This is a genomic window from Erythrobacter sp. HI0063 (genome assembly GCF_001635685.1).
Taxonomy (GTDB): Bacteria; Pseudomonadota; Alphaproteobacteria; order Sphingomonadales; family Sphingomonadaceae; genus Qipengyuania.
In genome coordinates this window covers 147,308-161,626 of the sequence record NZ_LWFF01000274.1, presented here as the reverse complement: position 1 = coordinate 161,626, position 14,319 = coordinate 147,308, and the positions used below count along the sequence as shown (strand labels likewise).

17 protein-coding genes are annotated in these 14,319 nt (G+C 64.5%); 15 read left to right on the top strand and 2 right to left on the bottom strand.

The window, feature by feature from the left end; translation table 11 throughout:
- The 12 genes from A3736_RS09365 to A3736_RS09310 form a co-directional block, all read left to right on the top strand.
- Nucleotides 1-790 (top strand): NAD(P) transhydrogenase subunit alpha (locus A3736_RS09365; protein ID WP_067682161.1); only part of this gene is annotated, 790 nt, incomplete at its 5' end.
- A 69-nt stretch (nt 791-859) separates the two neighbouring features.
- Nucleotides 860-1,459, top strand: coding sequence for a fasciclin domain-containing protein (locus A3736_RS09360; protein ID WP_082851414.1), 600 nt, complete (start codon nt 860-862; stop codon nt 1,457-1,459).
- Between the two features lie 141 nt (nt 1,460-1,600).
- Nucleotides 1,601-1,885, top strand: coding sequence for an NAD(P) transhydrogenase subunit alpha (locus tag A3736_RS09355; RefSeq protein WP_067682077.1), 285 nt, complete (start codon nt 1,601-1,603; stop codon nt 1,883-1,885).
- Nucleotides 1,886-1,926: 41 nt separating this feature from the next.
- Entirely contained in the window at nt 1,927-3,366 is a 1,440-nt protein-coding gene (locus A3736_RS09350; protein WP_067682155.1) for an NAD(P)(+) transhydrogenase (Re/Si-specific) subunit beta, read from the top strand.
- 19 nt (nt 3,367-3,385) lie between these two features.
- Entirely contained in the window at nt 3,386-3,730 is a 345-nt protein-coding gene (locus tag A3736_RS09345) for a hypothetical protein (protein ID WP_067682074.1), read from the top strand.
- Nucleotides 3,727-4,044, top strand: a complete 318-nt coding sequence (locus A3736_RS09340; protein WP_067682071.1) for a hypothetical protein — start codon at nt 3,727-3,729, stop codon at nt 4,042-4,044. Before A3736_RS09345 ends, A3736_RS09340 begins: the two co-directional genes overlap by 4 nt.
- A gap of 105 nt (nt 4,045-4,149) precedes the next feature.
- Nucleotides 4,150-4,845, top strand: coding sequence for an aspartate/glutamate racemase family protein (locus tag A3736_RS09335; RefSeq protein ID WP_067682068.1), 696 nt, complete (start codon nt 4,150-4,152; stop codon nt 4,843-4,845).
- A 123-nt stretch (nt 4,846-4,968) separates the two neighbouring features.
- Nucleotides 4,969-6,087, top strand: coding sequence for a S8 family serine peptidase (locus A3736_RS09330; RefSeq protein ID WP_067682065.1), 1,119 nt, complete (start codon nt 4,969-4,971; stop codon nt 6,085-6,087).
- A 130-nt stretch (nt 6,088-6,217) separates the two neighbouring features.
- Entirely contained in the window at nt 6,218-7,390 is a 1,173-nt protein-coding gene (locus A3736_RS09325) for a deoxyguanosinetriphosphate triphosphohydrolase (RefSeq protein WP_067682062.1), read from the top strand.
- A complete protein-coding gene (locus tag A3736_RS09320; RefSeq protein WP_067682059.1) occupies nt 7,383-8,084 on the top strand; it encodes an NAD(P)H-binding protein in 702 nt (233 codons plus the stop codon). Before A3736_RS09325 ends, A3736_RS09320 begins: the two co-directional genes overlap by 8 nt.
- Before the next feature lie 10 nt (nt 8,085-8,094).
- Nucleotides 8,095-8,547 (top strand): ABA4-like family protein, encoded by a 453-nt coding sequence (locus A3736_RS09315; protein ID WP_067682056.1) that lies wholly within the window; start codon nt 8,095-8,097, stop codon nt 8,545-8,547.
- A complete protein-coding gene (locus tag A3736_RS09310) occupies nt 8,544-9,143 on the top strand; it encodes a DUF938 domain-containing protein (RefSeq protein WP_082851413.1) in 600 nt (199 codons plus the stop codon). Before A3736_RS09315 ends, A3736_RS09310 begins: the two co-directional genes overlap by 4 nt.
- Before the next feature lie 48 nt (nt 9,144-9,191).
- Here the strand turns inward: A3736_RS09310 and A3736_RS17100 are convergent, their stop codons facing one another.
- Entirely contained in the window at nt 9,192-9,338 is a 147-nt protein-coding gene (locus A3736_RS17100; protein ID WP_197465570.1) for a hypothetical protein, read from the bottom strand.
- Between the two features lie 124 nt (nt 9,339-9,462).
- On the opposite strand from A3736_RS17100, the gene A3736_RS09305 reads away from it, so the two are divergent.
- A complete protein-coding gene (locus A3736_RS09305; RefSeq protein ID WP_233999335.1) occupies nt 9,463-9,693 on the top strand; it encodes a hypothetical protein in 231 nt (76 codons plus the stop codon).
- A gap of 6 nt (nt 9,694-9,699) precedes the next feature.
- On the opposite strand, the gene A3736_RS09300 is transcribed toward A3736_RS09305, so the two are convergent.
- A complete protein-coding gene (locus A3736_RS09300) occupies nt 9,700-11,229 on the bottom strand; it encodes a CpaF family protein (RefSeq protein WP_067682053.1) in 1,530 nt (509 codons plus the stop codon).
- 213 nt (nt 11,230-11,442) lie between these two features.
- Between A3736_RS09300 and A3736_RS09295 the strand changes: the two genes are divergently transcribed.
- The gene (locus tag A3736_RS09295; RefSeq protein ID WP_067682146.1) at nt 11,443-12,363 is read left to right on the top strand and encodes a DMT family transporter; all 921 of its coding nucleotides are present in this window, start codon (nt 11,443-11,445) and stop codon (nt 12,361-12,363) included.
- Nucleotides 12,364-12,446: 83 nt separating this feature from the next.
- Nucleotides 12,447-14,270, top strand: a complete 1,824-nt coding sequence (gene glmS / locus A3736_RS09290) for a glutamine--fructose-6-phosphate transaminase (isomerizing) (protein ID WP_067682050.1) — start codon at nt 12,447-12,449, stop codon at nt 14,268-14,270.
- Nucleotides 14,271-14,319: the final 49 nt, after the last annotated feature.

Genomic DNA, 14,319 nt, shown 5'->3' with positions numbered 1-14,319 from the left:
TTTCAGATTGGCGATGGAGCTGATGCCGCGCATCACCCGCGCGCAGAGCATGGATGTCCTGTCCAGCCAGTCCAACCTCGCCGGGTACAAGGCGGTGCTGACTGCCGCCAACGTCTATGGCCGCGCCTTTCCGATGATGATGACCGCTGCCGGCACGGTGCAGGCGGCGCGCGTTTTCGTGATGGGCGTGGGTGTCGCCGGGCTTCAGGCGATCGCCACGGCCAAGCGACTGGGCGCGCAGGTTTCCGCCACCGACGTGCGCAGCGCGACGAAGGAACAGATCCAGTCGCTCGGCGCGAAACCGGTCTTCGTGGAGAATGTCGCCGGGATCGAAGGCGAGGGTGCAGGCGGCTATGCCACCGAAATGAGCGAGGAGTACCAGAAGGCGCAGGCCGAACTGGTTTCCAGCCATATCGCCAAGCAGGACATCGTGATCACCACCGCGCTGATTCCCGGTCGTGCGGCGCCGCGCCTGATCAGCGACGAACAGATCGCCAGCATGAAACCGGGCAGCGTGATTTTCGATCTGGCAGTCGCGCAGGGCGGCAATGTCGAAGGCTCTTCGCCCGACGAGGTGGTGGAGCGGCACGGCGTCAAGATCGTCGGCTATACCAATACCGCAGGCCATCTGGCAGCCGATGCCAGCGCGCTGTTTGCGCGCAACCTGTTCAATTTCCTCAACGCCTTCTGGGACAAGGACGAGGGGCGCCCGGTGCTCGACGAAGAGATCGGCGATGCGATCCGCCTGACGCGCGATGGCGCTGTCGTGCACCCCAAACTGGCTTCCTAGGCGGGTTTCGGAACTTGCGCTCCTACCGCCCGTTGCAATGGGGACGGGGATAGGAACGAAAGTTTAATCATGAAAACCACTTTGAAACTCGCGGCCATTTCGGCCGCCGCGCTCGCGCTCACCGCGTGTCAGACCACTGTCGGCGCGGATGCCGACGTCGATGCCGCCGGTATGTCCGCCGGGACCAGCGTGATGGTCGGCGGTGCCGCGATGTATCCGAACCGCACCATCGTCCAGAATGCGTCCGCCGCATCGAACCTCACCACTCTGGTCGCGGCCGTGAAGGCGGCTGGCCTCGTCGACACGCTGAGCGGGCCGGGCCCCTTCACCGTGTTCGCGCCGACCAATGCGGCCTTCGACAAGGTGCCTGCGGCCACGCGTACCGCGCTGATGCAGCCCGCCAATCGCGACATGCTGCGCGGCGTGCTGACCTATCACGTCGTGCCCGGCACGCTGACCGCCGCCGACCTGATGCAGCGCATCCGCGCCGGTAACGGCACCGCCACGCTGACCACGGTGCAGGGCCAGACCCTTCGCTTCAGCATGATGGGCAACCAGATCATGATCAACGGCCAAGCCGGTTCGAGCGCGCATGTCACCCAGGGCGATGTGCGCCAGTCGAACGGCATCGTGCATGTGATCGACGGGGTGCTGACGCCTTCGATGTAAGGCGAACCCTCTAAAGGTTCGGGGCCGCGAGCGTCACATGACGTTCGCGGCCCTTTTCGTTTGAGGGATAGCCGATTTTCCGCGCTCGACTTGTCTCCGGGTGCTTGCAATAAAGGGCTCCTGCTTCGGGAGGGGGCTCACTTGGACTTCATCACCATCCTGTCGATCTTCGTGCTGGCCTGCTTCGTCGGCTATTACGTGGTCTGGTCGGTCACGCCCGCGCTGCACACGCCGCTGATGGCAGTGACCAATGCGATTTCCAGCGTCATCATCGTCGGCGCGCTGATCGCGGCGGCGGCAGCGGACGTGCCGGGGGCGAAATGGCTCGGGCTGCTCGGGATCGTGCTCGCCAGCGTGAACATTTTCGGCGGCTTCGCGGTGACGGCGCGAATGCTGGCGATGTATAAGAAGAAGGAGAAGAAGTGATGCTTCGCCTTCTGCTTGCCGCGCCGTTCGCGGTCCTGGCCATGCCCGCCCATGCCGCCACAGGAGAGACCGTAAACCCGTGGGTCGCGCTCGCCTATCTCGTAGCGGGCGTATTTTTCATCCTCGCGCTGCGCGGCCTGTCCAGCCCTGCGACGAGCCGAACGGGCAACCGCTTCGGCATGGTCGGAATGCTGATCGCCGTCGTGACGACGCTGGTGACGCACGACATCGCAAATCTGGTCGAAATTCTGATCGCCATCGCTATCGGCGGCTTGATCGGCGTCACCATCGCCCGACGCATCGCGATGACGGCGATGCCCGAACTGGTGGCGGGCTTCCACTCGCTGGTCGGTCTTGCCGCGGTGCTGGTGGGTTGGGCTGCCTATCTTAATCCCGGCGCGTTCGATCTGCTCGATCCGGGCGGGGCGATCGATCCGGTCAGCAAAGTCGAGATGGGCCTCGGCATCGCCATCGGGGCGATCACCTTTTCGGGCTCGGTCATCGCCTTCTTGAAGCTCTCCGGGCGGATGAGCGGATCGCCGATCCTCCTGCCCGCGCGGCACATCATCAATCTCGGTACTCTGGCGGCCATTCTCGTCCTGACGGCTTTCTTCGCGCATACGCCGGGGGCGGAGGCAAACCTGCCTTTTATCGTCGCGCTGACCGTCGCGGCCTTCGCGATCGGCTTCCTGCTGATCATCCCCATCGGGGGCGCGGACATGCCGGTCGTGGTGTCGATGCTGAACAGCTATTCGGGCTGGGCGGCGGCGGCGATGGGCTTCACGCTCGGCAATTCGGCGATGATCATCACCGGCGCGCTGGTCGGATCGTCGGGTGCGATCCTGAGCTACATCATGTGCCGCGCTATGAACCGCAGCTTCCTCAGCGTGATCGCGGGCGGCTTCGGCGCGGATGCGGGCGGTGGCGGAGACGGCGAAGCCCGCGAACAGCGCCCCTACAAGCAGGGCAGCGCCGACGATGCGGCCTTCATGCTCGAACAGGCGGAGAAGGTCATCGTCATCCCCGGTTACGGCATGGCGGTCGCGCAGGCGCAGCACACGCTGCGCGAGATGACCGACATTCTCGAAGAAAAGGGTGTAGAGGTGAAGTTCGCCATCCACCCCGTCGCCGGGCGGATGCCGGGGCATATGAACGTCCTGCTGGCCGAAGCGAACGTGTCCTACGACAAGGTGTTCGAGCTCGAGGACATCAACAGCGAATTCGCGCAGGCCGATGTCGCCTTCATCATCGGGGCGAACGACGTGGTGAACCCGGCGGCCAAGACCGACAAGAGCTCGCCCATCTACGGCATGCCCGTGTTCGACGTGGACAAGGCCAAACAGGTTTTCTTCATCAAGCGTTCGATGGGCGGGGTCGGCTATGCAGGCGTCGATAACGATGTCTTCTACATGGACCAGACCATGATGCTGCTGGCGGACGCGAAGAAGATGGTGGAGGAAATCGTCAAGGCGCTCGATTGAGCGAAGAGGCGATCCAGTCATGCGGAAGGCCCTCATCCTGATAGTCGTCCTGGCACTCGCCGGAACCGCCGCCTGGCTTTATTTCGGCGGCGTGGAGCGCGTGACGGAGACCCGCGTGCGCACTGCGCTGACCGAACAGGGCGTCCCGCCCCGGCTCGCCGAATGCATGGCGGGGCGGATGACCGACCAGCTGACGATCGGGCAATTGCGCAGCCTCGAACGGCTCGCTCCGCTGGAAGGCGAACCGGGCATCCCGCTTGCGCCCGGCGACGTGATCGCGAGATTGGAGCGGGTGGACGATCCGCAGGCCATCGAAGTGACGGTGCGGGCGGCGGCGGGCTGTTCGCTGGGGATTTCGCTGTGAGATATGCGGCGCTTTTCCTCGCGCCGCTCCTTCTGGCCGGATGCGTCCAGGCCATCGCCGAAAGCCGCGTGCGCAGCGCGTTGAGCGAGGCAGGCCTTAACGACCGGGTGTCCGATTGCATGGCCGGGCGCATGGTCGATCGGCTGACCATAGAACAGCTCAGGAAGCTCGAACGCCTGAAGACCCGCGCCGCGGAGCGCGATCCCGTCACGGTGAGAGATTATCTCGGTCGGGTCGCCAGAGTGGGCGATGCCGAAGTGGTGGCCGTGACCTCGTCCTCCGCCGCGCTCTGCGCCACCGGCTTCGCCGACTGACCTGTCGCGGGCCCGGGTGTCGGAACCCCCCGCTACCCGGATCGTTGTGCCCGAAACGAACGACCTCGCCCGATAGATGGCGGGTGCCACAGGAAGGACGGTGCATTGCGTAAGCTAGGCCTCATAGGGGGGATGAGCTGGGTCTCGACCCGCGCCTATTACGAACGGATCAATCGCCTCGTGCAAAAGGCGAAGACGCCGGTGCACAGTGCACCGCTGTTGATCGAAAGCCTCGAATACGCACCGCTTTATGCCCTGCGCGAGGAAGAAAGCTGGGACGAAGCGGCACGCACGCTGATCGACAGCGCGCGGCGGCTGGAAGATGCGGGCGCAGGCGCCATCGTGATCGCGGCCAATTCCATGCACCGGGTTTATGACCGGGTGGCGGAAGCGATCGGGATCGAGATCATCCATATCGCGGACACGGTCGGCAAGGCGCTGGAAGGGCACGATATCGGCGAGGTGCTGCTGCTCGGCACGCGGCCTGTGATGACCGAAAGCTTCTATCGCCAGCGCATCATCGGCCATGGCGTGGACCTGCTTCCTCCCGACGAGGACGATGTCGAGATGGTCGATTCGATCATCTACAAGGAGCTGATGCTGGGCAAGGTCAGCCGCGATGCCGAACGCGCGCTCAAGACTATCATCACTCGCAAGGAACAGCGCGGCGCGGGTGCGGTGATCTTGGCCTGCACCGAACTGGGCCTGGTCGTGGATACCGACGCGAATGTGCTGCCGGTGTTCGATACTACCGACACGCACTGCCAGGCGGCTGCCGACTGGATCCTGGCGAAGGACTGAAAAGAAAAGCGTCGTAATCTTGTAACACTATTACGATTTTAGCGAAAACTCGACGTCCGCTCTTGCACGCCGGTCCGCAGGCGGCATGCTGCCCTTCTCGTAACTCGGGAAGGGACGTTACACATGAAATCAGGTACTTTGGGTCGCCTCGCCATGGTGAGCGCAATGGCGCTCGCAGCGGCGGGCATCGCCGCGCCGGCGGCAGCGCAGAAGATCGACAACAGCTATATCTGCGTCTTCAAGGAAGGCACGGTGGCGCGTGGGCAGGAGAGGGCCCAGGCGAACGCCGCTGCCGCAAATGCGGGCGGAAACGTCAATCACGTCTACACCCGCGCCATTCGCGGTTTCGCTGCGAACATGTCTGCCCGCGGCGCTGCGCAGATGCAGGCTTCGAACCCGCGCATCGCCTATTGCGAGCAGGATCAGGTGGTGAAGATCGTGCAGGGCAAGCCCAACAAGGGCGGCGGCAGCACGGGTAGCGCTTCCGAAACCACGCCCTGGGGCATCGCGCGCGTCGGCGGGGGGCAGACGGGCGCCACGGGTCGCGCTTTCGTGATCGATAGCGGGGTGGACCTCGATCACCCCGATCTCAACGTCAACACCGCCATGTCGCGCAGCTTCACGCGCGAAAAGAACGGGGATGATGGCAACGGCCACGGCACGCATGTCGCCGGGACGATCGCCGCCATCGCGAACAACAATATCGGCGTGGTCGGTGTAGCTGCCGGTGCGGAAATCGTCGCGGTCAAGGTGCTGACGCGCAGCGGTTCGGGATCGAACAGCGGCGTGATTGCGGGCGTGGACTATGTCGCACAGGTCGGCCGTCCGGGCGATGTCGCCAATATGAGCCTTGGCGGCGGGGTATCCACCACGCTCGACAATGCAGTGATCAATGCCGCAGCCGGCGGGGTGAAGTTCATCCTTGCGGCGGGCAATGAAAGCGACAATGCGGACAACCACTCGCCCGCACGCGCCAACGGGCCGAACGTCTACACCGTGTCCAGCTTCGCGCAGGGCGATAATTGGTCCAGCTTCTCGAACTTCGGCAATCCGCCGGTCGATTACGCTGAGCCGGGCTCCTCGATCTACTCGACCTATAAGGGCGGCGGTTACGCCACTCTGTCGGGCACCTCGATGGCGGCCCCGCACCTTGCGGGCCTGCTGCTGCTCGGCCCGGTGCGGTCGGGCGGAACCGTCAAGGGCGATCCGGACGGCAATCCGGATACCATCGGCATTCGCTGATTTTTCGATCTAGCTTTGGGGGCCGTGCGTCGTTCGCGACGCGCGGCCCCTTTTTTATCGGCGCCTGACTTGAGGTTGCCAATCTGTTCACGTTGCCGCTCGGGCGTAGCTGACCTAGGCGCTCCGCTCGATGGATCGCGCAGCATACGCCTCGGACCCGGCCTTCTCGCGCGGGCGGGAATTTCCCGTAGCGAACGACATCGCGCGCGGCGAAGTGCGCGGACCGCGCAGCGAGTTCCAGCGCGACCGGGACCGGATCGTCCATTCGATCGCCTTCCGCCGCCTGCGCTCCAAGACGCAGGTCTTCGTCGCGCCCGATGGCGATCATTACCGCACCCGCCTGACGCACAGCATCGAAGTCGCGCAGATCGGCCGTGTCCTGGCCCGCGCCCTGTGTCTGGACGAAGATCTGACCGAGGCGCTGTGCCTCGCCCACGATATCGGCCATCCGCCCTTCGGCCATGCGGGGGAGACGGCTTTGTCAGCCGCGATGGCGCAGGCGGGCGGATACGATCACAACGCGCATTCGCTGCGCACGCTGGCGCGGCTGGAAAGCCCCTATCCGACGCATGACGGACTCAACCTGACATTCGAGACGCTCGAAGGCCTCGCCAAGCATAATGGCCCGGTCGCTTCGCCGAACTGGGCGCTGGCCGAAATCGACGCCGCGTTTCCGCTCGATCTTGCCAGCTGGCCTTCGGCGGAAGCGCAGATCGCCAATGTCGCGGACGATATCGCCTACGACAATCACGATATCGACGATGGGCTGCGCGCCGGTTTCCTCCAGCTCGACGATCTGCTGACGCTCGATTTCGTCGCCGATCAGTGGAAGCGGGTCGAGGCGCGCTTCCCCCACGCCGAGCACGAGCGCAAGCTGCGCGAACTGGTGCGTGGGCAGATCGGGATCATGGTCAATGACGTGCTGGAGCATAGCGGGTCGCAGCTTGCAGATGTCGGCAGCGTCGATGACGTGCGGGCTGCGGGCCGGGCCCTCGCAGGATTCTCAACCGCCATGCAGGCCCAGGAACGCCGCCTGAAAGCCTTCATGTACGAGCGCCTCTATTATCATCCCGATCAGAAGCAGACCGCCGAACGCGCAAGCGACGTGATCGCGGCGCTGTTCGCGGCCTATACCGAGGATGCGGGCGCGCTGCCCGAAAGCTGGCGTGTCAGCCTGCCCGAGCGGGAGCCCGAACGCAGCCGGCATATCGCGGATTTCATCGCGGGCATGACCGATCGCTTCGCCATCGACCAATATGCCCGCATCCATGGCCGGGTGCCCGAAGGCCTGCGCAATGTCTGATGCAATGCGCCTGGCGCTGGTGGGCGCGACCGGGCTGGTCGGGCGGCATGTGGTCGAAGCCTGCGTGGGGCGACGCGATCTTCGCCTCGCCGCGGTCGCGCGCCGCGAAATGGCTCTGCCCAAGGGCGCGACCATGGAAATGTTCGTGGCCGAGGCTTCTCATTGGGGGGGCGTCTTCGAAGCCCTGCGCCCGCGCGCGCTGATCTGCGCGCTCGGGACCACCTGGAAACAGGCAGGCGAGGACGAAGCGGCGTTTCGCGCGGTGGATTACGATCTGGTGCTGGAAACGGCGCGCGCGGCAAAGGCGCAAGGGTGCGACCGGATGGTGGTGGTCAGTTCGGTCGGGGCCGATCCGCACGCCAAGCAGTTCTACCTGCGCGTGAAAGGCGAAGTCGAACGGGAACTTGGCCGCGTGGGATTTCACCGTCTCGACATTCTGCGCCCCGGCCTGCTGCGCGGCGACAGGGGCGGAGACCGGCGCCCGGCGGAAAGGCTGGCGATCGCGGCGAGCCCGCTGTTCAACCTGCTACTGCACGGCAAATACGCGCAATACCGTGCCATCGAAGCCGAAACGGTCGCGCAGGCATGCTTGGCTCTGGCCCTGAAACCGGCGCGGGGACGCTTCGCCCATTCCAATTCGGGCATCGAGCGCGCCGCGCGTAGCCTGCCCCTGCCGACGGCGGAACTGGACTAGGAGAGCGCAGATGGCCTGGCAAACCGTATTCGGGATCGCCAATGTCTGGGCGATGATTTGGTGGGCCGGACTGATCCTGGCCCCGCGCTGGGCGGCCTTGCTGTCGGGCGTGCTGTTCGCCGGGATAGGACTGCTCTGCCTCGCTTACGCCATCCTGCTCGGCCTGATTGTGAGCGGTACGGTCGATCCCGTCGGGGCGAGTGGCGGGGCCGATTTCACCACGATTTCCGGCGTGCAGGCGATCTTCGCCAGCAAGGGCGGGGCGGTGGTCGGCTGGATCCACTATCTCGCCTTCGACCTGTTCGTCGGCCTGTGGATCGCGCGGGATGCGGATGCGAAAAACTTCTCCCGCCTGCTTCAGGCGCCGATCCTGCTCGCGACCTTCCTGGCGGGCCCGCTCGGCCTGCTGGTCTGGCTGGCGGTGCGGGAACGGCGAGCGCGGCAGGGCGGACGCTGGCAGTGAAGCGCCACGCGCCTGCCACCGCGCGCAATGCCGAGCCGCTCGCGAACGTTCTCGCAAGCGAACTGCCCGAAAAGGGTCTGGTTCTGGAGATCGCCAGCGGGACGGGAGAGCACGCGGTCTTCCTCGCACGACGTTTCCCGCAATTGCGCTGGCAGCCGAGCGACCGGGACGAAGGGGCACTGGATTCGATCCGCGCCTGGGCCAGCGAGGCGGCGCTGGAAAACATCGCCGATCCGATCCTCCTCGACACGGCGAGCATCGAATGGCCGATCGAGCATGCCGACGCGCTGCTTTGCGTCAACATGGTCCATATCAGCCCGTGGGAGGCTACCGAGGGATTGTTCGCGGGCGCGGCAGAGGTTTTGGGGCGGGGGGCGCCCCTGATCCTCTATGGGCCCTTCATCGAAGACGGCGTCGAGACCGCCGCTTCCAATCTGGCATTCGACCGAAGCCTGAAAGACCGGGATTCGCGCTGGGGTTTGCGCAGGCTGGACGATCTCGATCGCCTGGCTGCGAAGCATCGTTTCGTACGCACCGAGCGCCACGCCATGCCCGCCAACAATCTGGTTCTCGTCTACCGACAGACCGAAGGCTGACTGGCGGACTGCGGAGCACCCGCCGGAAAGGGCGGAATGCTACCTGAATCAGGTGGCGTTATCGACGTCGTTCGCGACCGATTCGAGATCCTGCCCGATGCCGCGCACCGTGTTGCACGCAGCGGTCGAGATGGTCATGGCTGCGAGGCCGAGGGCGATGATGATCTTGCGCATGGCGATAAATCCACTCTTCATGATTGAAGCCGATCCCGGCTCGCGCTCAGACTAGCCGGGGCGATCTCTCCGAGCCAGTCGGCTATTCCAAGTCGTCGCGCTAGCGGTCTTGCCGTTTCGCGCGGCTGAACCATATGGCCGTGCTGTGACCGAACCCGATTTCCTGCTCTTCGCCAACGATGCGCAATTGCTGGCAATGGGCGGCGGATTGCTCGTTCTGCTGGCAGTGATCGCGCTGGCGATGGATCGCCGTCGGTCGCGGCGCAAGGATATCGACCGGGTCGGCTGGGTGCCGTGGACCGGGCTGTTCCTGATGCTGGCTGTGCTTGGCGGCGGGATGCTGGCGCTTGCCCTGCCGGTGGTTATCGCGGGATAGAAGCGGTCAGAGGCAGGCTTCGAGATAGGCCTGGTCGAAGCCGAACTGGCGCGCCTTTTCGAGCGTATAGGGTCGCAAGCCGCTGGAGCGGTATTCGCCCATGATCTTGCCATCGTCGCCTTCGTCCAGATATTCGAATTTGAACAATTCCTGCGTCACGATCACGTCGCCTTCCATCCCGATCACTTCGGTGATGTTGGTCGTGCGGCGCGAACCGTCGCGCAGGCGCTTGACCTGAACGATCAGATCGACGCTTTCCGCGATCTGGCGGCTGATGGCTTCCTTGGGAATCTTGATGTCGCCCATCAGGATCATGTTTTCCATACGGCCGAGGCACTCGCGCGGGGAATTGGCGTGGAGCGTACACATCGAGCCGTCATGGCCGGTGTTCATCGCGGCGAGGAGATCGAAACACTCCGCGCCGCGAATTTCGCCCAGAATGATCCGGTCGGGGCGCATACGCAGGGCGTTCTTAACGAGGTCGCCGATGGTGATCGCGCCCTGGCCTTCGAGGTTTGGCGGGCGCGTTTCGAGCGGCAACCAGTGCGGCTGCTGCAAGCGAAGTTCCGCCGCGTCTTCGATCGTCAGCACGCGTTCGCCCGGGTCGATCATCTTCGACAGGGCGTTGAGCATGGTCGTCTTGCCCGAGCCGGTACCGCCGGAGATCACGACGTTCATGCGGCACGCGCCCGCGATCTTGAGCGCGGTGGCCATCTTCTCGCTCATCGAGCCGAAGCCTTGGAGCATGTCGATCGTGATCGGCTTCTCGGAGAATTTACGAATCGAGATCGCAGTGCCGCGCAGCGAGAGCGGCGGGACGATCACGTTGACGCGGCTGCCATCCTTGAGGCGCGCGTCGGCAAGCGGGGTGGTCTGGTCGACACGGCGGCCGACCTGGTTCACGATCCGCTGCGCGATCTGGAACAGGTGCTGTTCGTCGCGGAACTGGATCGGGGCGAGCACCAGCTTGCCCTTCTTTTCGATATAGGTCTGCTGCGGCCCATTGACCATGATGTCCGACACGTCGGGATCGGCGAGCAATTCCTCGAGCGGACCGAAGCCCAGCAGCTCGTCGACCAGCACCTTTTCGAGCGCGAACTGTTCGCGCCGGTTGAGCGTGACCTTGAGCTCGGCCAGCACTTCCAGAATGATCGGGCGGAATTCTTCGGACAGCTCGTCCTTGGTCAGCGTGGCGGCGGCTTCCGGATCGACGCGTTCGAGCAGGCGGGGAAGCACCTGTTCCTTGATCTTGTGGACGCTCGCTTCGAACCCGCCGACCTGCGAACTGGTGTCGTGGACCGCGTTCATGCGGTCTTCTAGACGCGCCATCGCTTCGGATTTCTGCGCGCCGCCGCCGGTCTGCGGCGAGAGTGCGTCGTCGGGAAGCGGTGGGAACTGCTCGCCTCCGTCGCTTTCGGGTTCGAATTTCGGCGGGGCGGGCGGGCCTCCGCCGCGCATCGGCTTGGCGACTCCGAATTGCGGACGTGCGCCGGAGGACATTCCGCCCGGTCCGTTCTTTCGTCCGAATGCACTCATTCCCGACAACCCCCAGGCGCGACTGTATTTTCCGGCATGCTTAGAGGCGCGGTTTCCGGCGCTCTCTTTCGAGAGAAGGTGAATAGTTTGGAAACCTTAATTTTTCCTAAGCCGATGTTCTCACCCCGCTAGGGCGTACCGTGCGCTGTCGCCAAAGCGGAGTGGCATGGTTAAGGGCGATTGCTTCGCTATCGCAAAGGCCCTGCAATCATCATGCAACAGGATGACAGAAGCGGATTGCTGCTTGCCGCCTCGGGCTTCGCCTCGCTTTCGGTCGGCGATGCGATCGTCAAGACGATGGCGGGCGAATGGTCCCCGCTTGCCGTGGCGGCCTTGCGCTTTTCGATCGGTGCGATGGGGCTGGCGTTCTTGCTGTTTATCAAGGAGGGGCGCTCAGGCTTTCGGCCGAGCAATCCCTGGCTCCAGGTCGGGCGTGGGGCGTGCCTGGCCGGTGCGACGCTGTGTTTCTTCTCTGCGATCTTCGCCATGCCGCTGGCGACTGCGATGGCGCTGGCCTTCGTCTCGCCCGTCTTCGTCGCGATCCTGAGCGGGCCGCTTTTGGGCGAAAAGGTGCGTCCTCTCGTCTGGGTGGTCTCGGCGATCGCTTTGTGCGGCGTGGCATTGATCCTGCGGCCCAATCTTGCGGCCCTGGGCATGGTGGCGCTGTTGCCGCTCGCCTCCGCAGCCTTCTTCGCCCTGATGGTGATCATGAACCGGGCCAGCGCCGGGCAGGGCAGTTCGCTTTCCATGCAGGCATTCATCGCCCTGTGGGCGACGCCATTCCTGATCGCGGCGGCGGCGATCGGCCATGCGAGCGGGCTGCCGAGCCTCGCCGTGGGCGTGCCCGACTGGAGCGTCGTCGCGCGGTGCGCTCTGGTAGCGCTGACCGCCAGTAGCGCCCACTGGCTCGCCTATCTCGGGACGATGCGCGCCGGTGCGGCGACCATCGCGCCTGTCACCTATGTCCAGATGCTGGTCGCGACAACGCTGGGCTATGTCATGTTCGGCGATGTGCCCGATCTGGCGACATTTGCAGGCGCGGGCATCATCATCGGAGCAGGGCTTCTCCTGTGGTCGCGCACCGCTGCACGCGCTCCGTCGAGGGAACCGTCCGGGCTGACCGGGCCGAAGTGATCGATCCGGTTCATTGATCCTTTGGGGATTCACGCTAGAGCGAGGGAAATCTCGAACTTTGTGAATTCAGGACCTTTTCTACCATGTGCGGAATCATCGGTATCGTCAGCGACAGCGCGGTCGCGGATCGGCTTGTCGACGGCCTCAAGCGGATGGAATATCGCGGCTATGACAGCTCCGGCGTCTGCACCATCCACGATGGAGACCTGATCCGCCGCCGCGCCGAAGGCAAGCTTTCCAATCTGGTCGAAGAGCTGAAGCGGCAACCCGCACCGGGTGAAATTGGGATCGCGCACACCCGCTGGGCGACGCATGGCGCACCGAACGAGACCAACGCCCATCCGCATGCGACCGAACACCTCGCCGTCGTCCACAACGGCATCATCGAGAATTACAAGGAATTGCGCGCCGAATTGCGCGGCGAAGGCCGTACGCTGGAAAGCGACACCGACACCGAAGTGGTCGCGCACCTGCTCTCGCGCGAGGTCGAGAACGGTGCTGCTCCCGAAGACGCGGTAAAGACTGTCCTTCCGCGCCTGCGCGGCGCCTTCGCGCTGGCGATCGCATTCCGCGCACATCCCGACATGCTGATCGGCGCGCGGCTCGGCTCGCCTCTGGTGGTCGGCTATGGCGAGGGAGAGACCTTTCTCGGTTCCGATGCGCTGGCGCTCGCACCGCTGACGCAGCAGATATCCTATCTCGAGGAAGGCGATTGGGTGGTGGTGCGCCGCGATGGCGCGCAGGTCTTCGACCAGGAAAACAATCCCGTGGAGCGCGAGATCACCACCTCCGGTGCGTCCGCCGCGGCGACGGAGAAGGGGAATTACCGCCACTTCATGCAGAAGGAAATCTTCGAGCAGCCGACCGTGGTGGCGCAGACGCTTTCCTCTTACATCCACCGCGCGGACAATTCGGTGGCGCTACCCCAGTTCGATTTCGACCTGTCGAGCGTGCGCCGGGTGACGATCGTCGCCTGCGGCACATCCTTCTATGCCGGCCTCGTGGCGAAATACTGGTTCGAACATTTCGCGCGCGTGCCGGTCGATATCGATGTCGCATCGGAATTCCGCTATCGCGAACCCGTGCTGGAAGATGGCGGGCTGGCGCTTTTCATCAGCCAGAGCGGAGAGACCGCCGATACGCTGGCGGCCCTGCGTCACTGCAAGGCGAACGGCCAGACCATCGCCGTCGTCGTCAACGTGCCGACCAGCTCGATGGCGCGCGAAGCGGACCTGCTGCTGCCGACCCATGCCGGTCCCGAAATCGGCGTCGCCTCCACCAAGGCGTTCACCTGCCAGCTCGCCGTGCTGGCCGCTCTGGCCGCACACATGGCCGTGAAAAAGGGGCTGATGGACCGCGCCGAGGAAGAGGATGTGGTCGCCCACCTGCTCGAAGCGCCGGCCTGCCTCAATGCCGCGCTCGATCACGACGACGATATCGCCGCGATGGCGCATCTGATCGCCCCGGCGCGCGACGTGCTGTATCTGGGGCGCGGACCGGATTATCCACTCGCGCTCGAAGGGGCGCTCAAGCTGAAGGAAATCAGCTATATCCACGCCGAAGGTTATGCCGCTGGCGAAATGAAGCACGGCCCGATCGCCCTGATCGACGAAAAAGTGCCCGTGATCGTGATCGCGCCGTCCGGCCCCCTGTTCGAAAAGACCATTTCGAACATGGAGGAAGTCCGCGCTCGCGGGGGACAGATCGTGCTGATCTCGGATGCGAAAGGGCTGGAGGATGCAGGCGAGGGATGCCTGGCGACGATCGAAATGCCGCGCGTCCATCCGCTGATCGCGCCGCTCGTCTACGCCGTCCCGGTTCAGCTGCTCGCCTATCATGTGGCCTGCGTCAAAGGCACCGACGTCGATCAGCCGCGCAATCTGGCGAAATCCGTCACGGTCGAATGAGGATTTTCGATGGGTAGGGATCGGCATATCGCCGGTTCCTGCCGATGCC